This window comes from Sphingopyxis sp. OPL5 (genome assembly GCF_003797775.2).
Classification (GTDB): Bacteria; Pseudomonadota; Alphaproteobacteria; order Sphingomonadales; family Sphingomonadaceae; genus Sphingopyxis.
The window spans coordinates 2,748,006-2,770,051 of the sequence record NZ_CP060725.1; the positions used below are offsets into that span (position 1 = coordinate 2,748,006).

General features: G+C 66.2%; 23 protein-coding genes. 15 read left to right on the forward strand and 8 right to left on the reverse strand.

Annotated features, from left to right (window positions below; all coding sequences use genetic code 11):
* The first annotated feature begins 71 nt into the window (after nucleotides 1-71).
* Nucleotides 72-590: a hypothetical protein gene (locus tag EEB18_RS13155; protein ID WP_187142201.1), complete on the forward strand. Its 519-nt coding sequence runs from the start codon at nucleotides 72-74 to the stop codon at nucleotides 588-590.
* A 44-nt stretch (nucleotides 591-634) separates the two neighbouring features.
* On the opposite strand, the gene pspF is transcribed toward EEB18_RS13155, so the two are convergent.
* A complete protein-coding gene (gene pspF, locus EEB18_RS13160) occupies nucleotides 635-1,657 on the reverse strand; it encodes a phage shock protein operon transcriptional activator (protein WP_187142200.1) in 1,023 nt (340 codons plus the stop codon).
* 174 nt (nucleotides 1,658-1,831) lie between these two features.
* Here pspF and EEB18_RS13165 point away from each other — a divergent pair, with 174 nt between their 5' ends.
* The 10 genes from EEB18_RS13165 (at nucleotide 1,832) to EEB18_RS13210 (ending at nucleotide 5,521) form a co-directional block, all read left to right on the forward strand.
* Complete coding sequence (locus EEB18_RS13165) at nucleotides 1,832-2,005, forward strand: hypothetical protein (RefSeq protein ID WP_156377605.1); 174 nt, start codon at nucleotides 1,832-1,834, stop codon at nucleotides 2,003-2,005.
* 93 nt (nucleotides 2,006-2,098) lie between these two features.
* Nucleotides 2,099-2,764 (forward strand): phage shock protein PspA, encoded by a 666-nt coding sequence (pspA, locus tag EEB18_RS13170; protein ID WP_056345397.1) that lies wholly within the window; start codon nucleotides 2,099-2,101, stop codon nucleotides 2,762-2,764.
* Between the two features lie 12 nt (nucleotides 2,765-2,776).
* Complete coding sequence (gene pspB / locus EEB18_RS13175; RefSeq protein ID WP_056345400.1) at nucleotides 2,777-3,052, forward strand: envelope stress response membrane protein PspB; 276 nt, start codon at nucleotides 2,777-2,779, stop codon at nucleotides 3,050-3,052.
* Nucleotide 3,053: 1 nt separating this feature from the next.
* Complete coding sequence (pspC, locus tag EEB18_RS13180; RefSeq protein ID WP_056345403.1) at nucleotides 3,054-3,434, forward strand: envelope stress response membrane protein PspC; 381 nt, start codon at nucleotides 3,054-3,056, stop codon at nucleotides 3,432-3,434.
* A gap of 30 nt (nucleotides 3,435-3,464) precedes the next feature.
* Nucleotides 3,465-3,764 carry a hypothetical protein gene (locus EEB18_RS13185; protein WP_056345406.1) on the forward strand — a complete coding sequence of 100 codons (300 nt, stop codon included), beginning with the start codon at nucleotides 3,465-3,467 and terminating at the stop codon, nucleotides 3,762-3,764.
* An 11-nt stretch (nucleotides 3,765-3,775) separates the two neighbouring features.
* On the forward strand, nucleotides 3,776-4,093 hold the full coding sequence (locus tag EEB18_RS13190; RefSeq protein ID WP_187142199.1) for a hypothetical protein: 318 nt from the start codon (nucleotides 3,776-3,778) through the stop codon (nucleotides 4,091-4,093).
* Nucleotides 4,094-4,104: 11 nt separating this feature from the next.
* Nucleotides 4,105-4,377 (forward strand): hypothetical protein, encoded by a 273-nt coding sequence (locus EEB18_RS13195; RefSeq protein WP_056345411.1) that lies wholly within the window; start codon nucleotides 4,105-4,107, stop codon nucleotides 4,375-4,377.
* Nucleotides 4,378-4,400: 23 nt separating this feature from the next.
* Entirely contained in the window at nucleotides 4,401-4,673 is a 273-nt protein-coding gene (locus tag EEB18_RS13200) for a hypothetical protein (RefSeq protein ID WP_056345414.1), read from the forward strand.
* Nucleotides 4,674-4,711: 38 nt separating this feature from the next.
* Complete coding sequence (locus EEB18_RS13205) at nucleotides 4,712-4,957, forward strand: hypothetical protein (protein WP_056345417.1); 246 nt, start codon at nucleotides 4,712-4,714, stop codon at nucleotides 4,955-4,957.
* Between the two features lie 153 nt (nucleotides 4,958-5,110).
* Nucleotides 5,111-5,521, forward strand: coding sequence for a SufE family protein (locus EEB18_RS13210; protein ID WP_187142198.1), 411 nt, complete (start codon nucleotides 5,111-5,113; stop codon nucleotides 5,519-5,521).
* A 221-nt stretch (nucleotides 5,522-5,742) separates the two neighbouring features.
* Here the strand turns inward: EEB18_RS13210 and EEB18_RS13215 are convergent, their stop codons facing one another.
* The 6 genes from EEB18_RS13215 to EEB18_RS13240 all read right to left on the reverse strand — a co-directional run bounded on the left by EEB18_RS13215 (nucleotide 5,743) and on the right by EEB18_RS13240 (nucleotide 15,366).
* Entirely contained in the window at nucleotides 5,743-9,240 is a 3,498-nt protein-coding gene (locus EEB18_RS13215) for a TonB-dependent receptor (RefSeq protein WP_187142197.1), read from the reverse strand.
* Between the two features lie 269 nt (nucleotides 9,241-9,509).
* Nucleotides 9,510-10,778, reverse strand: coding sequence for an ATP-dependent Clp protease ATP-binding subunit ClpX (clpX, locus tag EEB18_RS13220; protein ID WP_056345428.1), 1,269 nt, complete (start codon nucleotides 10,776-10,778; stop codon nucleotides 9,510-9,512).
* A gap of 212 nt (nucleotides 10,779-10,990) precedes the next feature.
* Entirely contained in the window at nucleotides 10,991-11,641 is a 651-nt protein-coding gene (gene clpP, locus EEB18_RS13225) for an ATP-dependent Clp endopeptidase proteolytic subunit ClpP (RefSeq protein ID WP_056345431.1), read from the reverse strand.
* Between the two features lie 137 nt (nucleotides 11,642-11,778).
* Complete coding sequence (gene fdxA, locus EEB18_RS13230) at nucleotides 11,779-12,117, reverse strand: ferredoxin FdxA (RefSeq protein WP_056345433.1); 339 nt, start codon at nucleotides 12,115-12,117, stop codon at nucleotides 11,779-11,781.
* Nucleotides 12,118-12,288: 171 nt separating this feature from the next.
* Nucleotides 12,289-12,588, reverse strand: a complete 300-nt coding sequence (locus EEB18_RS13235; protein ID WP_056345436.1) for an RNA-binding S4 domain-containing protein — start codon at nucleotides 12,586-12,588, stop codon at nucleotides 12,289-12,291.
* Nucleotides 12,589-15,366 (reverse strand): helicase-related protein, encoded by a 2,778-nt coding sequence (locus EEB18_RS13240; protein ID WP_187142196.1) that lies wholly within the window; start codon nucleotides 15,364-15,366, stop codon nucleotides 12,589-12,591.
* Nucleotides 15,367-15,646: 280 nt separating this feature from the next.
* Between EEB18_RS13240 and EEB18_RS13245 the strand changes: the two genes are divergently transcribed.
* The 4 genes from EEB18_RS13245 to EEB18_RS13260 all read left to right on the forward strand — a co-directional run bounded on the left by EEB18_RS13245 (nucleotide 15,647) and on the right by EEB18_RS13260 (nucleotide 21,155).
* Nucleotides 15,647-17,206, forward strand: coding sequence for a M23 family metallopeptidase (locus EEB18_RS13245; RefSeq protein ID WP_187142204.1), 1,560 nt, complete (start codon nucleotides 15,647-15,649; stop codon nucleotides 17,204-17,206).
* Between the two features lie 85 nt (nucleotides 17,207-17,291).
* Complete coding sequence (gene hemB / locus EEB18_RS13250) at nucleotides 17,292-18,290, forward strand: porphobilinogen synthase (RefSeq protein WP_187142195.1); 999 nt, start codon at nucleotides 17,292-17,294, stop codon at nucleotides 18,288-18,290.
* Nucleotides 18,291-18,351: 61 nt separating this feature from the next.
* A complete protein-coding gene (locus EEB18_RS13255) occupies nucleotides 18,352-20,601 on the forward strand; it encodes a spermidine synthase (protein WP_187142194.1) in 2,250 nt (749 codons plus the stop codon).
* Nucleotides 20,598-21,155, forward strand: a complete 558-nt coding sequence (locus EEB18_RS13260; protein ID WP_187142193.1) for a gamma carbonic anhydrase family protein — start codon at nucleotides 20,598-20,600, stop codon at nucleotides 21,153-21,155. The genes EEB18_RS13255 and EEB18_RS13260 overlap by 4 nt, the downstream gene beginning before the upstream one ends.
* Before the next feature lie 170 nt (nucleotides 21,156-21,325).
* Here EEB18_RS13260 and EEB18_RS13265 read toward each other — a convergent pair whose 3' ends face one another.
* Complete coding sequence (locus EEB18_RS13265) at nucleotides 21,326-21,898, reverse strand: urate hydroxylase PuuD (RefSeq protein WP_187142192.1); 573 nt, start codon at nucleotides 21,896-21,898, stop codon at nucleotides 21,326-21,328.
* Nucleotides 21,899-22,046 lie beyond the last annotated feature (148 nt).

The window sequence follows — 22,046 nt, forward strand, 5'->3', positions numbered from 1 at the left end:
GGCAGGGTTGCGGCGCTCAGCCCCGATTCGCCCCTTGCCGCCCGGCGCCCGCCCCCATATCAGGGGCGGCGATGAAGCGCTTCCTTCTTTTGCTCTCGATCGCCGCGGCGCCGCTGGCCTTGTCGGCCTGCGCGGCGGCGCAGGCGCCCGCCGCCCCGTCGCTCGCCAAGCGCGCGGTCGAGGGACGGCTCAACGTCGCGCCGACCCCTGTCGTGGTGCCGCCGCCGGGTCCCTTGCCCGCCGATCTCGCCGGCCGCCTCGCGCGCTGGGAATCGGATGGCGCCGCCGGACAGCAGGCCTTCGCCGCCGAACGCGATGCCACGGCTCGGCTGGTCAATGCCGCCGCGGGGGCCGAGGTGGCGAGCGAGCGCTGGGTCGTTGCCGAACAGGCGATCTCGCGCCTCACCGCTGCGCGCGCGCCGATCACCGGCGCGCTCGCCGACATCGAACGCCTTTATATCGAGCGCAGCGTCGACGAGGCGATCGACGGCCTGCCCGACATCTATGCCCTGCGCGACCGGTTGTCGGAGCAGGTGTCGGCGCAGGATGCGGTGATCGAGGCGCTGAACGCACAGCTGCCGGGGGAATAGGCGAACAATCCTCCCCATCGCTGCGCGACAAGGAGGATCGGTCCTCAATTCAACCCATGCTTCTTCAGCGCATGGCGGATCTGGTCGTAACTCAGCCCCAGCGCCTCGGCGGCGATCTTCTGGTTGAAGCGGCAGCGCGCCATCGTGTCGGACAATATCTGCTTTTCATAGGCGTCGACCGCCGCGCGCAAATCGCTGACCGTGCCCGACGGCGGCGCGACGGGCGCGGGCGCCGTGTCCGATAGCGCCGTCGATGATTCGGCTTTCGCCGCGACCTTGCGCACCGCCGGCTGCCAGGGGCTCGCGAAGGGATCGAAGCTCAAGGCGTCGACCGGCTTTTCGGGGTCCGCCCAGCGATAGATGGCGCGCTCGATCACGTTGCGCAGCTCGCGGACATTGCCCGGCCAGTCGTGCCCCTCCATCGCCGCGAGCGCGCGCGGACCGAAGCCCGGCCATTCGTCCCAGCCGAGTACCGCCGCCATGCGCTGGCCGAAATAGGTCGCGAGCACCTCGATATCGCCTTCGCGCGCGCGTAGCGGGGGCAGGGTGATCACCTCGAACGACAGCCGGTCGAGCAAATCGGCGCGGAACCGATTGTCGTCGACCAGTGCCGGCAGATGTTCGTTGGTCGCCGCGACGATGCGCACATCGACACGCAGCGGGCGCGACGATCCGACACGCGTCACCTCGCCATATTCGACCGCGCGCAGCAACCGTTCCTGCGCCCCCATCGACAGGGTGGCGAGTTCGTCGAGAAACAGCGTGCCGCCGTCGGCTTCCTCGAAGCGTCCGGCGCGGGTGCGCGTCGCACCGGTGAAGGCGCCCGCCTCGTGCCCGAACAACTCCGATTCGATCAGCGTCTCGGGCATCGCGGCGCAGTTCATGATGACATAGGGCTTGTCCCACCGCGTCGACAGGCGGTGGAGGCGTTCGGCGATCAGTTCCTTGCCGGTACCGCGCTCGCCGATCACCAGCACCGGGCGGTCGAGCGACGCGGCGAGGCTGGCGCGCTCGACCGAGTCCTGAAAGGCCGCCGACTGGCCGATGAATTGGCTTTCGCGTTCCATTCCCAATGATTGGCAAAATTTCCCGCTGATTGGCAAGTCAAATCGGCGCGAAAGGGCATTTCAGTGTGAAGTTGGGCTGTTTTGCGCCCTTCGCCGCAATTGGCACGCTCTCTGCATTACATCATACGAACCGGCGCAACTCGCACCGGTGCAGCGAAAAAGGGACTGACGATCATGAAGCCGATTTTTGCCCAAACCGCCACCTTCGCGCTCAGCGCGCTCGGCGCTCTGGCGATCCTCGTCGGCGTGATCGACCAGCCCCAAGTCGCCTTCGGCATCGCCGCTTCCCCGGGCGGGATGGCGATCGCGGCCGCTGCAGCAACCCCGGCGGTCAGCCAGATGGCTTGACCGGCACTGGTGCCGGGGCACTCTCCCCCCTTGCCCCGCCCCGGCACCAGCATTTTTAAACACGCAAGACGTTTCGATCAGGAGTTTAGTCACATGGGTATTTTTTCACGCACCCGCGACATCATCGCCGCCAACGTCACCGACCTGCTCGACCGCGCGGAGGATCCCGAAAAGATGATCCGCCAGATCATCTTCGAGATGAACGAGACGCTCGTCGAAGTCCGCGCCTCCGCCGCCCGCACCATCGCGGACCAAAAGGAAATGCGCCGCCACATCACCAAGCTCGAAAGCCTGCAGGACAGCTGGAAGGAAAAGGCCGAACTCGCGCTGTCGAAGGACCGCGAAGACCTCGCCACCGCCGCGCTCGTCGAAAAGCAGAAGGCCGGCGACATGGCCGAGCGGCTGAAGAGCGAAATTTCGGTGCTCGACGACGCGCTCAAGGGTTATGAGAACGACATCGCCAAGCTGCAGAAGAAGCTCAGCGAAGCGCGTGCGCGCCAGTCGAACGTCTCGACCCGCCTCGAAAGCGCCGAGAATCGCTACAAGCTGCGCGAGATGACCAACGGCGACCGGGTCGAAGACGCCTTCTCGCGCTTCGAAATCCTCGAACGCCGCGTCGACGAGGCCGAAGGCCGTGCCGATGCGCTGGGTCTGGGTTACAAGAAGTCGCTCGACGAAGAGATCGCCGAACTCCAGGCCGCCGACAAGGTCGCCGACGAGCTCGCCGCGCTCAAGGCGGCCCAGGCCAGCAAGAACTAAGGAGCCGGACCGATGGAAGAAGTGATTATCGTCCCGATCGTCATCGGCACTCTCTTCCTCGGTCTGCCCTGGCTCATCCTCCACTATGTGACCAAGTGGAAACAGGCCAAGACGCTGACCGGAGAAGATGAGCAGCTGCTCGACGAACTCTACGACACCGCCCGCCGGCTCGAAAACCGGCTCCACACCGTCGAACGCATCATCAGCGCCGACCATCCCGATTTCCGCCCCGCGGTTCGCAGCGATGAAGATCTGGCGCAACTCGAAAACCCGACCAGGAGGAACTGAGATGTCTGCCAGCCGCACCAAATTCTACCTCGACAAGCAGAACGCCAAATGGAGCGGTGTGTGTTCGGGGATCGCCGACTACAGCGGGGTCGATGTGCTCTGGGTCCGCGTCGGTGCCGTCCTCCTCACCCTGATGGGCGGCTTCCCCTGGACGCTGATCGCCTACTGGATGGTCGCCTGGATGGGCACGCCGAAACCCTTCGCGCTCTATGGCTCGAACGAGGAAGCGAAGTTCTGGCAGGGCGTGCGCTCGAACCCGACCGCGTCGACCCGCGACATCCGCTCGCGCTTCCGCGACATCGATCGCCGGCTCGCCGACATCGAACTCTACTACACCAGCCACAACCGTCGGCTCGCCGACGAGATCGACAGCCTGCGCTGAGCGCGATTGTCGGCAACAGGGAGAAGACAGATGAATTTCGGTGGTACCGGTTTCGTCCTCGCCATCATCGCCTTGTCGATCGGCGGCTGGATGTTCACCACCTGGACCCGCGCCAAGCACGGCTATCCGGTTGAAAATGAATGGGGTGGCACGGTTCATCGAACCGACCCCGACGCTGATCGAAAAATCGCGCTGCTCGAAGGCGACAATGCCAAGCTCGCCGAGAAGATCGTCCGGCTCGAAGACCGGATCTCGGTCCTCGAACGGATCGCAACCGAAACCAATGGTCAGTCGGCGCAACTCGCCGATCAGATCGACCGGCTGCGCTGAGGGGAAAAATCATGAATCTCGATGTACTCAACGCCATCGCCCCCGTCGCCGCCATCATCGGCATCACGACGGTCGGCGGCTGGGTCTTCACCACCTGGCTCCGCGTCAAGAACGGGTATCCGCTCGAGAATAGCTGGGGCAAGGCGGTCTATCCCAAGACCGGCGACGAGGCGATGGAACGCATCAAACTGGTCAGCCAGGAAAATGCCCAACTCCGCGCCGAACTGGGTTCGGTCAAGGACCGGCTCGCGGTGATCGAGCGCATCGTCACCGACGAGAGCGGCCGGCTGGCGAGCGAGATCGAGGCGCTGCGGCGCCCCGCGAATTGAGGAGTTGAACGATGAGCGGCGGATTTGTCCTGGGTTTCTTCTTCATCGTCGTCGGGCTGCCGGTGATCTTCGGGATCGGTTTTGCCGCCTATGAGCGCCACCTGAAGTTCAAGGAACGCCAGCTCCAGGCGATCACCAGCGAGACGGCTGAAAAGGCGGCGCAATATGCCGCGCACACCGAACGGCTGGAACAGCGGGTTCGCGTCCTCGAGCGCATCGTCACCGACAAGGGCGTCGATGTCTCGGACGAAATCGAAAAGCTGCGCGACGCGCCGCTCAACTAAAAAATATTCGAAAGGATCCCCCCATGAACCCCTTTGAAATGGTTATCGGCATCGTCCTCATCGTGACGATCGGCAGCATCATTCGCGCCAAGCACGGCATCCGCCGCGACAACCGGGGCAATGAATATTTCGTCGGCGCGCCCGCCAAGGACGATGCCGAGACCAAGGCGCTGCAGGCCGAGATTCGCACCCTCAAGGACCGCATCCAGGTGCTCGAACGCATCGCCACCGACAACAATCGCGCCGCCACCCTCGACGAGGAAATCGAACGGCTGCGCGACCGCTCGCAAATCTGATCGCCAGAACACCGATCGCCGATAAAGGAGCCAAGCTCATGGCCTTCATCACCCCCGACCTCACCGCTGCGGCGGTTGCGCTCACCGCCCTGACCATCGTCAGCATCGTGGCGCTGCGCGGCTGGCGCGACTGGATCCAGCTCAAGCGCGAGGAACTCGCCGCCGGCCACGCTCCGATGGCGCAGGACGCGCATGTCCCGCACGCCGGATCGCGGATCGAGATCGCCGACCTCAAGGAACGGCTGCGCAAATTGGAAGCGATCGCCGCGGGCGTGGATCTCTAACGATCCGTCGCCCCCGCGAAGGGTGCCGGGAGTCACGTGCCTCCCGACACGGCCGGTGGAGAGGTAGCGCAAGCCCGATTGCGGCCCCCGCCTTCGCGGGGGCGACGGGAAGCACCCTTCCCAGACCTCCCCAAATCTGTCAGGGCCGCCGCCATGCGCAGCCTCGACGATATTTTCGAAGAATATGACTTTCTCGACGGCGACGATCGCTATCGCCTGCTGATCGACCTCGGCCGCACCCTCGAGGCGATGCCCGATGCGCTCAAGACCGACGCCACGCTGGTGCGCGGCTGCTCGGCAAGCGTCTGGGTCTACCCCGTGCCCTCTGACGACGGCCGCCTCCACTTCCTTGCCGACAGCAATGCCGCGATCACCAAGGGTATCGTCGCGCTTGTCCTTGCCGCGGTGCAGGACCGGCCGGCGAGCGAGGTCGCCGCGATGGACGTCACCGCCGCGCTCGCCCCCTTCGACCTGACGCGCCAGCTGTCGTCGAACCGCACCCAGGGCGTCCCCAACATGATCGCGCTCGTCCAGGACACCGCCCGCCGCCTCGCCGGCGCCTGAGCGAGCCGTAGCGGGCGAGGGCGGACCTATCCGACCCGTTCCCCGGCGAAGGCCGGGGTCCAGGGCGTGATAATGCAACGCCGCCTTTCCACCGCTCTGGGCCCCGGCCTTCGCCGGGGAACGGAAATGGCCGATCGGCCTCTCCCCACCGCAAAGCACCCAAAGAAAAGGGCGCGGGAGTTTCCTCCCGCGCCCCGATCTTTTCCCCTTTTGTCGTACGATTAGAATTCGTACGACACGCCAACCTTCAGGCGCCACACCGACGACGACACGTTGATGCCGTTGTCGGCCGCGAAATCCGCCGCCCCGTTGGCGCCGGTGATAACGTAACGGCCCTGCGAGTCGATGCTGCTGACCGTGGCGATGTCCTGCAGACCCGAGAAGTTCCGGCGATGCTGGACGTTCCAGCCGTTGTCGAGGAAGTTCAGGAAGTTGTCCATCGTGGCGTAGAGCTTCAGCTTGTCGTTCTTGCCGAACAGGCGACCCGGACCGGGGATTTCCTGCGAGAAGGACAGGTCCATGTCGAAATACCAGTCGTTCGAACAAGTGTTCCGCGAGATCGTCTTGCCGAGATACTTCTTCGCGCAGCCGAGCCCGCTCGCAAGGTCGACCAGTTCCTGAACCGCCGAGTTGCGCGATCCGCTGACATAGGCTCCGGTCGGGCTGCTGACCTGCGGCGCGATGTTCGGATCGTTGATCCCCGTCGGCAGATAGATCAGCGAGTTGTTAGAACCCGAGTCCGCGTCGTTGAACAGACCGCTGCCGCCGAAGGTCAGGCTGTACGGACGGCCCGAACGCGCAACGAAGCTGATCGCGAAGCGCGTCGACAGATCGTCGAAGAATTCTTCGCGGAACGCGAGGCGCGTCGAGATATTGTGCTTGCTGTTGAAAAAGCCACGCGATGCGGCGGGGTTCTGGCGGTCGAACGCGGCGGTCAGGTCATAGTTCGACCCGGCCGTCGAGTTGTACATGTTCCGCCGATCCTGCGAGTCGGTGTAGCTGTAGCCGAAGTTGAAATCGACACTGCCGTTCTCGGTGAACAGCCCGCCGTCGAAGGTCTTCTGCAGGATGAACGACGCGATATGGCTGCGGAAACTGCCCGCGTTGGTCAGCATCAGTTCGTCGTCGCGGCTGGTGTTGAAGCAGACTGCGTTGACGTTCTGATATACGGGGCCCGGGTTCAGGCCAACGAGCTTCGCGGTACAGCCCGCGACGTTCGGGTCAATCGCGCGATAGAGCGGGCGACCGTCGATCGTGTAGCCGTTGATACCGAGCGCCGGGTTAACCGTCTGCGACAGGTCGACGATGGTGAACGGATTGCGATACTTGCTGTAGATATAGTCGAGCGTCAGGTTCCAGCCGCTGAAGAAGCCCGAGGGGGCAAGGTTCAGTTCCGACGTGAAGCCGATGTTGGCGCGCAGCACCGTCGGCATCTTGATGTTCGGGTTGATCGACTGGGTGTCGCCCAGACCGCGCGCGGCGCTTGCCGAGGCCGACGACTGGAAGCAGGTCGGGACGCCGGTGAACTGGCCGTTGACGACCACGTCGAGCTGCTGGCCCGGCGCGAGGCCGCACGCCGTATCGGCCGTCGTGCCGGTCGCGAAGCCGCGGCCATCGTTCTGGAAGGCGTTGCCGAACCAAACGACCGGGTCGCCGCCCGAGAAGATGCCGACGCCGCCGGTCAGCTTCGGCCGGCCGAACACCGCGAAATCGTCGAAGTCATAGGTCAGCGCGAGGCGCGGCATGATTACCGGCGGCAGGTTGCTGAAGCTGGTGTTGTTGGGGATGCCGTACCGCTGCTGGAACACGGGGTTCAGCGCCGGGCGGCCGCCGTCGTACCAGTCCATGCGCACGCCGAGCACGGCGTTGAGCTGGCTGCTGATCTCCCATTCGTCCTGCGCGAAGATCGAATAGTTGCTGCGCGTGAACTGGGCGGCGGCGTCGTTGACGTCGCCGGTGGCCGAGAAGTTGCCGAACGCCCCGAAGGTACAGCCGTTGACCACGTTGACCGGGGTGGTCGAGGTCGTTGCGGTCGTGCAGAGCGGGTTTGCGCCGGCAGGGCGGACGCCCGGCGAGAGCAGGCCTGCACGCAGGTCGTCGATGTTGCGGAACACCAGCGTGCCCGTCGCATTCTGGACGAACAGGTTGAACAGGTCGGCGCGGTTGAGTTCGGCCCCGACCTTCAGCGTGTGCGCGCCGGTCACCAGCTTCGCAACGGCGCGATACTGGTCGATGTTGGTGCGCAGGTCGTTCGCCGAACGCGAGTTGCCGGGTCCGGCAAGAATGGTGCCATCGGTGCCGGTGGCATTGTCGATGCCGACGATGATGCGCGGGATCGGGCTGCCCGATTGGGCTTCGCCGCCGCCGACCGGATCCTGGCGATCACGGACTTCCGAGCGCGAATAGCGCAGTTCGGTCGAGAATTCGTCGGTCCACTGCGAATAGAGGCGTCCCGAATAATAGTTCGACTTGGTACCGCTGGTATAGAAGGTGTTCAGGCCGATCGCCTGCGGCGACGAGCCGGTGAACAGGTCGTCGGGGCGGGTCGAGCCTTCCTCGAGGCGCTGATAGGTCAGCTCGAGACGATGGTTGTCGTTGATCTGCCAGTCGAGGCGACCGAAATAGCGATCGTTCTTGTACGGGCGGTTGGTGACCAGCGGGCCGGTCTCGATGCCATAGACGTCGCTGAGGACATCCGAGATGGCGTTGAACTGATCGAGCGAGATGCCGGTCTGCGGATTGGCGTAGCCCGCGCCGGTCGGACCATCGTCCTGCGACTGGCCGGCTTCCTGATGCTCATAGGCGCCGAAGAAGAACAGGCGATCCTTGATGATCGGGCCGCCGAGCCAGGCGCCCCAGCGCTTCTCGGGCTTGACCGGTGCAACCTTGGGGATGCCGGGCAGTGAATCGCCACGCATGCCGTTGTCGGAATATTCGAAGAAGCCGCCGAATTTATAGTCGTTGGTACCCGACTTGGTGACGACGTTGATCGCGCAGCCGGTGAACTGGCCGTAATCGACGTCGAACGGGGCGAACTGGACCTGCGTTTCGCGAACCGCGTCATAGGGGATCGGGGTCGACGAACGCGACGAGAAGCCGGTGTCGTTCAGGCCGTAGATGTCGCCCTGGCTGATGCCGTCGACGGTGAAGGCGTTGCCGCGGTCGTTGCCACCGAGGCACGAGACGCGATCCTGGCCCGAGCCGCCGTCATCGCGGTCGAGGCTGACGCGCGGATCGAGGCGGATGATGTCGCGGATGTCGCGGTTGAACGACGGCGCGCTTTGCAGGACTTCGGTGGTGAAGCTGGTGCCCGGGCCGACCGCGAGTTGGGTCACGCGGACGCGGGTGCCGGTGACGACGATCTCGCCGCCGCCCGATGCCAGCTGGAACCGAAGGTCGGTGTTGCCCTGCAGGGTGGTATAGATTTCGCTCAGCGACTGGCCTTCAAAGCCATCGGCATTGGCCGAAACCGAGTAAGGTCCGCCGGTGACGAGGCCGCTTGCGGTGAAGCGGCCGTCCGAACCGGCGACGATGGTGCGCGCGGCGCCGGTGCGGGTGTCGGTGATGACGACCGTCGCGCCGCTGACCGGCGCGCCGTTGTCGTCGCTGACCTGGCCCTGGATGCCGGTCGTGATCTGCTGCGCCTGCGCAGGCGCGGCGACGACGGTCGCCACGCTCATAGCCATCAGGCTAGCGGCGATCGAATAACGAAGTTTCATGAAAGTCCCCTTTGGTGTGCATTCGGCAGGCGCACGATCTTGGGGCGCGCCTCAACCTGCGAGCGCCCCTGAAGCCCGCATGTGGCACGATTGTGACAGCAAATGTGACAGTGCAAGCCGCGCGCGGCGGGCCGCGGGGCGTGGCAACGAAAAAGCGCGAATTTGCGTTGCGCCCGCCGACTTATCCACAAGCCGCGGTGCGTTTTTCCGGATGACTGTTGCTGCAATGCAACATCGTCGGCGCGCGCCGATCCGGCGCGCGCCGCGACTCAGGCGGCGTCGCCGGCCTCTTTCGCCTTGTCGGCATAGACGCGCACGGGGTCTTTGCGGCCCTCGACGACATCCTTGTCGACGACGATCTCGACCACGTCGGTCAGGTCGGGCAGGTCGAACATCGTGTCGAGCAGGATCGCCTCGACGATCGAGCGCAGCCCGCGCGCGCCGGTCTTGCGTTCGATCGCCTTTTTGGCGACCGCGACCAGCGCGTCGTCGGTGAAGGTCAGCACGACCTCTTCGAGGTCGAACAGCTTGCGATACTGCTTCACCAGCGCATTCTTGGGCTCGCCCAAAATCTTGACCAGCGCGTCGATGTCGAGATCCTCGAGCGTCGCGATGACGGGCAGGCGGCCAACAAATTCAGGGATCAGGCCGAATTTCAGCAGATCCTCGGGTTCGATATTCTTCAGCACTTCGCCCATGCGGCGCTCGTCGGGGCCGGCGACATGCGCGCCGAAACCGATCGACTTGCCCTGCAGGCGGTCGCCGATGATCTTTTCAAGCCCGCTGAACGCGCCGCCCGCGATGAACAATATGTTCGTCGTGTCGACCTGCAAGAATTCCTGCTGCGGATGCTTGCGTCCGCCCTGCGGCGGCACCGACGCGGTCGTGCCTTCCATCAGCTTGAGCAGCGCCTGCTGCACGCCTTCGCCCGACACGTCGCGGGTGATCGAGGGATTCTCGGCCTTGCGGCTGATCTTGTCGATCTCGTCGATATAGACGATGCCGCGCTGCGCCTTTTCGACATTATAGTCGGACGACTGGAGCAGCTTGAGAATGATATTCTCGACATCCTCGCCGACGTAGCCGGCCTCGGTCAGCGTCGTCGCGTCGGCCATGGTGAAGGGCACGTCGAGGAAGCGCGCGAGCGTCTGTGCGAGCAGGGTCTTGCCGCTGCCGGTCGGACCGACGAGCAGGATATTCGACTTCGCCAGTTCGACCTCGTCGCCGCGGCCCGAGTTGGCGAGGCGCTTGTAGTGATTGTGCACCGCGACCGACAGCACGCGCTTGGCGGTGTTCTGGCCGATGACATAATTGTCGAGATGCTGACAGATTTCGAGCGGGGTCGGCACCGCGCCGTCCTTGCGCGCGGCGACACCGCCCTTGATCTCCTCGCGGATGATGTCGTTGCACAGCTCGACGCATTCGTCGCAGATGAAGACGGTCGGCCCGGCGATCAGCTTGCGCACTTCATGCTGCGATTTGCCGCAGAAGGAGCAATAGAGGGTGCTCTTGCTGTCGGAGCCAGAGAGCTTGGTCATAAAATTCCTTTTGGGGTCGTGCGAAACGCCGCAAAACCCATGCTGGCGCCGCCCCCGCTGGAGGCGCCGCCGATCATCCTAGCCCCCGCCAACCCAATTACAATATGGCAATTGGGTGACATTGGCACAATGTCCCGGCTAGCGACTGGCGGCGAACGGGGCGTCAAGAAACGCGGTTACCACGTCCTTGCCGCCCGTTCGCCTGTGTCATTTCAGGGCGTCGGCCCTTCGCTCACTTCCTTGGGCGCGTCGTCGCCCGGGGCGCCGGGACGGCGGTCGAACACCTGGTCGACGAGGCCGAATTCCTTGGCCTCTTCGGCCTCGAGGAACGTGTCGCGGTCCATCGCCTTTTCAATGTCTTTCAAAGACTTGCCGGTGTACTTCACATACAGGTCGTTCATCCGCTTGCGGATGCGCAGGATCTCGCGGGCCTGGATCTCGATGTCCGACGCCATGCCGCGGGCCCCGCCCGAAGGCTGGTGGATCATGACGCGGGCGTTGGTCAGCGCGACGCGCATGCCGGGTTCGCCCGCAGCGAGCAGAAAGCTCCCCATCGATGCGGCCTGACCGACGCACACGGTGCCGACGCGCGGCCGGATATATTGCATCGTGTCGTGAATCGCCATGCCCGCCGTGACCACACCGCCCGGCGAGTTGATGTACATATAGATGTCCTTCTTCGGATTTTCCGATTCGAGGAACAACAGCTGGGCGGTGATCAGCGAGGCCATCTGATCCTCGACCTCGCCGGTGACGAAGATGATCCGTTCGCGCAGCAGGCGCGAGAAAATGTCGAAGCTGCGTTCGCCGCGGCTCGTCTGCTCGACGACGACGGGAACCAGGGCGGCGAGCGGGTCGATCATGGAAAATTCGTCCTTCGTTATTCGGGATGCCGCGTCAGGAATCGACGGGCTGGCCCCTCCGCTGCCTTACATCGGCGCCAAGCAGGACGGTTTCAAGGGGGCAAAAGGGGCGGACATCGTGCCGCCCCGGATCGCAATCAGTCGCCTTCGCCGGGTTCGGCGGAGAAGAGCTTCTCGAACTTGCCTTCGACGCCCTTATACTCGTCGGCGTCGGCGGGGCTGTCCTTCTTGACCGTGATGTTCGGCCATTCGGCGCTGAACTTGGTGTTGATTTCCAGCCATTTTTCCAGCCCGCTCTCGGTGTCGGGCAGGATCGCTTCGGCGGGACATTCGGGTTCGCACACGCCGCAGTCGATGCACTCGTTCGGGTTGATGACGAGCATATTCTCGCCTTCGTAGAAGCAGTCGACGGGGCACACCTCGACGCAGTCCATATATTTGCACCGGATGCAGGCGTCGGTGACGACATAGGTCATGGGTTGGCTCCCTCGGTCGGCGGCATCGCGCCGCCTGTTTGTTGCGATTCCCCGCCTCCTATGCCGCGCGGCGGCGACGCGTCAACGCTTTCGGGTAGTTGCGAATCACTCTCACTCGATAGGCGCGCCGCCGCCGTTTGACGGCACAGCTTTTCTGGTCGCGTCGATAGATTAGTTGCCGATGGCCGACGTGTCGCTGCCCAGCCGCACATAGCAGGCTTGCGCCTCGGATGCGGGGCCGCGGCGGTCGGGGAGGGCGAGCAGGCGGACCACCTCGATCCGCTCGCCGACCGGCAGCACCAGGACCTGCCCCGCGTGGACCGGGCACGAGGCGCGCGTCACGCGCCGCCCGTCGAGCCGTATATGCCCCGCCGCGACGATCGCTTGCGCCAGACTGCGTGAACGCGCCAGGCGCAGATACCAGAGCAGCTTGTCGAGCCGGATGCTCCCCGTGGCGCTCGGGTGGGTCATTCAATCCTTCCGCGCATCCGCCAGCATCGCGGCGAGGCCCGCGAAGGGGCTGTGCGGTGACGGTCCGCGTCGTGCCGGGCGGTCGGGGCGATCCGGCCGTGGCGGCGGGGGCGGCGGCGCGCCGCCCGGTTTGCCCGTCTTGTGCCGCTTGTCCTTGCGCGGCTTGGCGGGCGCCACGACGGGCTGGCCGGTCTTCGCCGCCGCGTCGGGCCGCGCCGGGTGCGGGCGCCGGCCTTGCTTGCGGCGCGGCTTCTTGTCGCGGCCGCGATGTCCCGACCAGCGCCAGCGGTCGAGTTCGGGCTCGCCGACACTGCGAAAGCCGAAGGCCTGGAGCAGCCCGCGCCGCGCGCCGGTGTCGAGTCCCAGCGAGGTCGCCAGCGCCGGGTCGATCGCGAAGCCGGCGGGCGGCGGGGCCGACGCGACCTCGTGTCCGCCATGATTCTCGTCATGCTCGTCGCCACCGGCGATCGGTGCCGGCGGCTTGGCCTCGGCCTGCAATCGCGCCGCGTGCGCCTGGCGCGCCAGCCGCTCGGCCATGTCGATGCGCAGCCAGCCTTCGCCGCAGCGGCGGAACCCCGCGATGCCGAGCCCGACGACGGGGCCGTCCTTCTGCCACACCGCGCCATGCGGCGGCAGCACGGGCAGGCGCCCACCCTGCTGCGCGGCGAGCAAGGCGGCGCGCCAGCGCACCGCCTCGGGTTTCAGCAGCAAGGGGTGGAACAGATCGAGCGAGCCGATCGTCAGCCCGATCTTGCGCAGCAACGGGCGTTCCTCGGTGCTCATCGCGGCGAGTTGCTCGTCGACGCCCGTGCGCGCAACAAAGCCGCCACCATCCACAAGCGCCGCCAACAGCGCGCGCGTGCGCGGCGGGGTGAACAGGTCGCCGGCGGCTTCGCCCATCGCCGCAAGCGGGCCGGCGTGGCGTGCGAGCTGCGCCGCGACGAAGCGCTGCAATCGCTCGACGATCGCCTGCACCTGCGGCACTTCGAGCCGGCGCAACGCCGGTTCGATCAGGATCGCCGGCTGGACCAAAGTCGGCCCCTTGGCGAGCGTCGCGACGACATCGCCGTGCCAGGCGATTTGCGGCGTCTCGCCCGCCACGCTGACCAGCGCCAGCGCCGCATCCTCGCCCTCGGCGAGCGCGGTCGCCCGCCGCGCCATCTCGGCGCGCAGATGCTTTTCCGCCGCCGCGAGCAGCAGCCGATGGTCGCTCGCACGCGCCTGCGCATCGACCTTGAACTGAAACCCTTTCAGTGTCCCGATCGCCTCGCCGTCGACCGCAACGGTGCCGTCGGCGCCGACCGCGACCGGCAGCGCGGCGTGGCGCTGCCCTGCATCGCGGATCAGCAGCGCGAGCCGCCGGTCGACGAAGCGCTGCGCTAGGGCGGCGTGCAGCGCGTCGGACAGCCGCGTCTCGAGCACTTGCGTCTGCGCGGTCCAGCCCGCCGCATCGGCGATCCAGTCGCCGCGCTGGGCGATGAAACAGAGCGTGCGCACCGCCGCGATCCGGCTCGCGAGCTGGTCGATGTCGCCCTCGACGATGTCGAGCCGTGCCAGCTTCTTCGCGAACCAGTCGGGGTCGATCATCCCGTCGCCGTTGGTCCGCCACTGCCACAGCTTGAACACGGTGCGGCTATGATGCTCGGCGCCGAGCTGCTCGAAATCGGGCAGTCCGCACGCATCCCACAATCGCGCCACCACATCGAAGTCGCCGCCGCGCGCGCGGACCTCCATGTCTCCCGCCAGATGTTTGAGCACCGCCAGGTCGACCGCCTCGGGCGCCGCGCGCAGGCGGGGGTGCGACGGCGGCTGCGCGAGGTCGGCGAGCAACTGGTCGAGCGTCGCATAGCCCGGGTTGGGCTCGCGCCAGTAGACGCTCTGCAGCGGCGGGAAATGATGCCCCTCGATCGCGTGGATCTCCTCGGGGGTGAAGCCGCCCTGCGGCAGGCCGACGGTCCCGAATGTCCCGTCCTGCTGGTGCCGCCCGGCGCGTCCGGCGATCTGCGCCATTTCCGACACCGTCAGCCGCCGCAGCCGCCGCCCGTCGAATTTCTGCAGGCTCGCAAAGGCGACATGCTGGACGTCGAGGTTCAGCCCCATGCCGATCGCGTCGGTCGCGACGAGGTAATCGACCTCGCCGGCCTGGAACATCTCGACCTGCGCGTTGCGGGTGCGCGGGGACAGCGCCCCCATCACCACTGCGGCGCCGCCCGAAAAACGGCGCAGCATTTCGGCGATCGCATAAACCTCCTCGGCCGAGAAGGCGACGACCGCCGAGCGTTTGGGCAGCCGCGACAGCTTGCACGTCCCGGCATAGCTCAAGGTCGAAAAACGCGGCCGGGTGATGATCTCGGCCTCGGGCACCAGGTCGCGGACGAGGCCATGGATGCTCGCCGACCCCAGGATCATCGTCTCCTCGCGGCCGCGGGCGCGGAGCATCCGGTCGGTGAAGACGTGGCCGCGTTCGGGGTCGGCGCCAAGTTGCGCCTCGTCGATCCCGACGAAGGCGACGTCGCGCTCGATGGGCAGCGCTTCCATCGTGCCGAGCAGGTAGCGCGCGTCGGGCGGCATGATCCGCTCTTCGCCGGTGACCAGCGCGACCTGCTTCGGCCCCTTGATGTGGACGACGCGATCGTAAACCTCGCGCGCCAGCAGGCGAAGCGGAAAGCCGATCATGCCGCTCGAATGGGCGGTCAGGCGCTCGACCGCCAAATGGGTTTTGCCGGTGTTGGTGGGGCCAAGGACGGCCTTGACCGGGCTGGATGCGGGAGACGACATTTTCTTAATGGCCAAGCTGGCATGGCCCGCGTTGCGGTGCAACAGCGGATCGACGGATGGCGCCGTGAAAGGTCATTTTCTTTTGTTTCACGTCATATCCCACCTCGGCCACGGCTCGCCGCAAGCGCTTTCGTGCCCCGGCCCATTAAATTGACTTTAACGACCTTTCTTTACAGACGAGCAGTCGGAAACAACATCGGCGGCGTTCGCGCGGGAGGCGGGAGCGGCGATCCGAGTGGGGGTTGCAGTCTTGTTCCAGCGTCACGAACCCATCGCGGGCATGACCGGCAATGCCGCCGCGCTGTCGATGACGCAGGCGATATCCTTCGGACGCAACGGCGTCGTCGACCCCGCCCCCGACCTCAAATGGCATGAAGGCTGGCGCGACCGGCTCGCCAATCTCGACCTCGCGCCCGACCTCGGCGACGATATCGGGTCGCGGACATGGTGGCGCGGGCTCGCGACGCTGACCGCGCTGTGCGCCGCCGCCATTTCGACCTTTCCCGGCATCCAGCCGCTGCAGGCCGGCGGCGCCCCGGCGCTCGCCGCCGCCGATTTCAACGAAGCCCGGGCGCAGATGATCGTACCGCTCGCGCTCGGCGGCGACACCGGGCGGCACATGGCGGCGACCGACGCCGTCCGCCCGCTCACCCAGACCCCCGAACGGCCGCAAATCGAACTCACCGCCACGCTGGGCAGCGGCGACAGCTTCGCGCGCCTGCTCGAACGCTCGGGCGTTGGCAGCGCCGATGCGCAGGCGCTCGCGAGCCAGGTGTCGGGCGCGGTGCCGCTCGCCGACATCGCACCGGGCACGCGCATCGACCTGATCCTCGGCCGCCGCGCCGCGCGCACCATGCCGCGCCCGGTCGACGCGCTCGCGATGCGTGCACGCTTCGACCTGCGTATCGAGATGGAGCGCGTCGATGGCCGCCTCGTCATGCGCCGCATTCCGATCGCGGTCGACGCGACGCCGCTGCGCATCCGCGGCCGCGTCGGTGACAGCCTCTATCGCTCGGCGCGCGCCGCCGGCGCCCCGCCCGAGGCGATCCAGGCCTATCTCCGCGTCATCGGCAAACAGATTTCGGTCGCCAGCGATGTCCGTGCCGGCGACGAATATGACATCATCGTCGACTATCGCCGCGCCGAAACCGGCGAGAGCGAAGTCGGCAAATTGCTCTATGCCGGACTCGTGCGCGGCGGAAAGCAGAAGCTGTCGATGATCGAATGGAATGTCGACGGCCGGGTGCAATGGTTCGAGGCATCGGGCGCCGGCGAGACGCGCGGCGGTATGGTCCGCCCGACCAACGGCCGCCAGACCTCGGGCTTCGGCATGCGCCGCCACCCGATCCTCGGTTACAAGCGTATGCACAGCGGTGTCGATTTCGGCGGCGGCTATGGCGCCCCCATCTATGCGGTCAGCGACGGCGTGGTCTCGATCGCCGGACGCCATGGCGGCTTCGGCAATTTCGTCAAGCTCAGCCATGGCGGCGGCGTCGGGACCGGTTACGGCCATATGAGCCGCATCGCGGTCCGCCCCGGCCAGCGCGTCAATCGCGGCCAGGTGATCGGCTATATCGGTTCGACCGGCCTCTCGACCGGCCCGCACCTCCATTTCGAAGTCTATCGCAACGGCGTCGCGGTGAACCCCGCGACCGCCAGCTTCGTCACCCGCGCGCAGCTCGAGGGCAAGGCGCTCGCCGACTTCCGCGCCCGTATCCGCCAGCTCACCGCGGTGACTCCGGGCGCCGCGCTGACCCCGGTGGCAGCGAAGCAGGCCGAAGCGCCGAAGCTCGGGAGCCTGTCCGACGTTGCATCGAAACGCGTCGGCGGCGGCATCTGACCAGCTTACCCCTCCCCCCGAAGGGGAGGGGCCTAAATAGCCAATATCCATTGGCCCTGTGCCATCACCCCGCTATGCACGCGCCATGACTCGCGCCGCCTTTCCCGACCTCCGCCTGCGCCGGACCCGCCGCACCGCATGGAGCCGCGCCATGGTGCGCGAAAATCACCTCACCCCCGCCAACCTCATCTGGCCGCTGTTCGTTTGCGCCGGCGAGGACGTCGAGGAACCGATCGCCAGCCTGCCCGGCGTGTCGCGCTGGTCGGTCGACCTGATCGTCGAACGCGCGGGCGAGGCGATCGCCGCCGGCATCCCGTGCCTCGCGCTCTTTCCCTATACCGAGGCCGATCGGCGCAGCGAGGATGGCGCCGAGGCGCTCAATCCCGACAATCTCATGTGCCGCGCGGTGCGCGCGATCAAGGCGGCGCATGGCGACGCCATCGGCGTGCTGACCGACGTCGCGCTCGATCCTTACACCAGCCATGGGCAGGACGGGCTGGTCGACGATGACGGCCGCGTCCTCAACGACGAGACGGTTAACGTGCTCGTCGGCCAGGCGCTGAACCAGGCACGCGCCGGTGCCGACATCATCGCGCCCAGCGACATGATGGACGGCCGCATCGGCGCGATCCGCGCCGCCCTCGAGGGCGAGGGTTTCGGCCATGTCCAGATCATGAGCTATGCCGCCAAATATGCCTCGGCCTTCTATGGCCCCTTCCGCGACGCGGTCGGCTCGCGCGGCCTCTTGAAGGGCGACAAAAAGGGCTATCAGATGGATCCCGCCAACGCCGAAGAGGCGCTGCGTGAGGTCGAAATGGACCTTGCCGAGGGCGCCGACAGCGTCATGGTCAAGCCCGGCCTGCCCTATCTCGATATCGTCCGCGCGGTGAAGCAGCGCTTCGAAGTGCCCGTCTTCGCCTATCAGGTGTCGGGCGAATATGCGATGATCGAGGCGGCGGCGGCGGCGGGCGCGGGCGACCGCGACGCGCTCGTCCTCGAAACCCTGCTCGCCTTTCGCCGCGCCGGCGCCTCGGGCATCCTGACCTATCATGCGCTCCACGCGGCGAGACTGCTTGGCGCATGATCCGCTCCGCCTGGGCCTTTCCGACTGAGCCTTTCCGTTTGAACAAGGGACCGACCCGATAATGACGGCAACACCGCGGCGCTGGCTTTTTGTGCTGACCATCCTGGTCGGCAGCTTCCTTCTCTTCCAGGTTCAGCCGATGGTCGCGCGCATGGTGCTGCCCAAATTGGGCGGTGCCCCGGCGGTGTGGAACAGCGCGATGCTGGTCTATCAGGCGCTGCTGCTCGGCGGCTATGCCTATGCGCATTGGCTCGGTCGCTTCCAGGTGCGGCGCCAGGCGATGATCCATGTCGCGCTGCTGCTGCTCGCCGCGCTGTGGCTGCCGATCGGCATCGCCGCCATCGCGCCGCCGGCGCCGGGGCAAGAGGCGCTGTGGGTGCCGCTCTTGCTGCTCGCCTCGATCGGCCCGGTGTTTTTCGCGGTCTCGGCGCAGGCACCGCTGATCCAGCGGTGGTTCGCCGCGGACACCCGTGCGGGCGATCCCTATTATCTCTACGCCGCCTCGAACCTCGGCAGCTTTGCGGGGCTGATCTCCTATCCCGCGCTCGTCGAACCCAATCTGCCGCTCGCGGCGCAAAGCTGGGGCTGGACCGCCGGCTATGCACTGCTTGTCGGGCTCGTCGCTGCCGCTGGGGCGGCGCGCTGGCGCAGCCATGCGGTCGCGGCCGCCGATACCGCGCCCGTCGCCGACGAACCGCGCCCGACGCTGCGGCGCCAGCTCCACTGGCTGCTCATTGCCGCCGTACCGTCGGGGTTGATGCTGTCGACGACGACGCACCTCACCACCGACATCGTCGCCATGCCCTTGCTGTGGGTGCTGCCGCTCGGCCTCTATCTGCTCAGCTTCGTGGTCGCCTTTTCCAACGCCGATCCCCTCAAGCAGACCTTCCGCGTGCTCGCGCCCGCGGTGCTGCTGATCGCGGGCGGACAGGCGCTGCTCAGCACCGGCGGCGGGTCGATGCTCGTCGCGCTGATGAGCCTCGTCATGCTGTTCGTCGTCGCCACCGCGCTCCATGACTATCTCCACCATCTGCGTCCCGCGCCGCAGCATCTGACGCTCTTCTATCTCGTCATGTCGGCGGGCGGCGTGGTCGGCGGCCTCTTTGCGGCGCTGTTTGCGCCGTTGCTGTTCGACTGGGTCTATGAACATCCCTTGCTGGTGCTCGCGGCGGCCGCCTTGCTGCCGCTGCCCGCCTTCCTGCCGTGGAACGAGTGGCTGAAGGTCCGGAGGCCTTTGCCCTTCGTCATCGCCATGCTGCTCGTCGCCGCCTTCGCCTGCTGGAATCTGGCGCAGGGCTGGGATGGCACCTTCCAGGGCAGCAATGGCCTTTGGGCGGGGCTGATCCTGCTCATCGGCCTGCTCGTCATCGGCTGGCGCTGGGCCTATGTCACCGCGCTCGCGCTGTTGATGTTGGGGGTCGGCGGGGTCGATACGCTCGAAAAGGGCGAGCATGGCATGCGGACGCGCAGTTATTTCGGCGTCTATACGGTCACCGACGACCCGCAAAATCATCAGCGGCGCCTTGCGCACGGCACCACGCTGCACGGGCTTCAGAACACACAGCCCGGACGCGAGATCGAACCCACCACTTACTATGGCCATCAGTCGGGGGTCGGGCTGACGCTCGACAAGGCCAGCGAACTTGCCGGCCCCGATGCCGCGGTCGGCATCGTCGGGCTGGGGGCGGGCACGCTGTCCTGCTATCGCAAGCCCGGCCAGCAATGGACGATCTTCGAGATCGACCCGGTGATGGTCGACATCGCGCGCGACCCGTCGAAATTCACCTTCCTTTCGAAATGCGCGGGCGACACGCCGATCGTCATCGGCGACGCGCGACTGCAGATCGAAAAACGGCCCCCGGCGCAGTTCGATATCCTTGTGATCGACGCCTTCTCGTCGGATGCGATCCCCCTCCATCTGCTGACCGAGGAAGCGATCGGCATTTATGCCCGCGCGCTCAAGCCCGACGGGGTGCTGCTCATCCATATCTCGAACCGGTTCTTCGATCTGGAACCCGTGCTCGCGGCTGAAGCCAAGGCGCGCGGGTGGACCGCCGCGATTCGCATGGATACCGCCGGGCAGGACGATCCGACGAGCGCGCTCACGGGGTCGAACTGGGTCGCCTTTACCGCGACGCCGCAGCGGATGGTGCAGTTGACCGGGGGCATCCGTCCGCGCGAAAAAGCGTTCGACAACGGCGTCTGGGTACCGCTCGAGGCACGCGAGGGATTTGCGCGATGGACCGATGATTATGCCTCGACTCTGCCGATCCTGATCTGGAAGAATATCATCGGAGGCCGCAGCGAATGACTCGAACCGACATCAGCATCATCACGGTCAACGGCAAGACGCCGCGGATCGACCCCAGCGCCTTCATCGCGCCCGGTTGCCGGATCATCGGCGACGTGACGATCGGCCCCGACGTCAGCATCTGGTATAATTGCGTGCTGCGCGCCGATGTCAGCCATATCGTCGTCGGCGCGCGCTCGAACATCCAGGACGGGACCGTCGTCCATTGCGATGGCCCGATGCCGCACCGCCCGGAAGGCTATCCGACGATCATCGGCGAGGATGTTCTGATCGGCCATCTCGCGATGGTCCATGGCTGCGTGCTGGCAGACCGGGCTTTCGTCGGGCTGAAAGCGACGGTGATGAATGGTTGCCGGATCGGCAGCGATGCGATGCTTGCCGCGGGGGCGCTACTCACCGAGAATAAGGAAATCCCCGGCCGCGAACTGTGGGCGGGTTCGCCCGCGCGCCGCGTGCGCGAGATCGGCGACGAACAGGCCGCGGGCATGCAGGCCGGCGTCGCGCATTATGTGCTCAACGGCCGCATGCACAAGGCGGCGGTCGAGGGCGAATAATCTCCCCTCCCGCTTGCGGGAGGGGTCGGGGGAGGGCCTGTTTCGCACAAGCCCACGGCCCTCGACATGCCCTCCCAGTATCAGGTCGGATGTGCCCCCGGCACATCCTTGATCAGCCGGGGGCTGATCAACCTGAAACTCCCCTCCCGCAAACGGGAGGGGGATCAAGATCAGCTGAAGTTCACCATCGCATAGAGCATCGGGATCGACAGCAGGGTGTTGGTCCGCGAAAAGATCATCGCGGTCTTCGCCGAGGCCGCCTTGGTCGCATCGTCGGCCGCGACGATGCCCAGCGCCTTCTTCTGGTTCGGCCAGATCAGGAACCAGACGTTGAACGCCATGATCAGGCCGAGCCACATGCCGACGCCGATCAGCTTGTACGGATCCTGCAGCGTCAGCGCGGGAACGAGATATTTGGCGTGACCCGCGATCGCGAGGCCCAGCACCACCGTCGCGGCGGCTGCCCAGCGGAACCAGAACAGTGCGGCCGGCGCGATATGCTTCGACACGCCGGGCTTCAGTTCGGCCGGAATCTTGGGCATCGTCGGGATCTGGACGAAGTTGAAATAATAGAGCAGCCCGATCCACAGCACGCCGAAGAAGGTATGCAGCCAGCGCATGATCGCATTGCCCGCGGCGATGCCGTCCTCGAAATTCTGGCCGTTGAGGCCGAGCATCAGGATGATCGCGAGCACCAGGCCCGCGCCCAGCACGGCGTGCAGATTAGCGAAAAATTTGTCCATGAAAGTCCCCCTCGCTTGTTATGAGGCGCGGCGCGACCCGGTGCCCGGGCAAGGCTATGCCAGCGACGGGGGCAAGGCTCAAGCTTGCTGCATAGGATCCTCCCTGTCGCGAAGCGATGGGGAGGGGGCCGCTCGCGAAGCGAGGGGT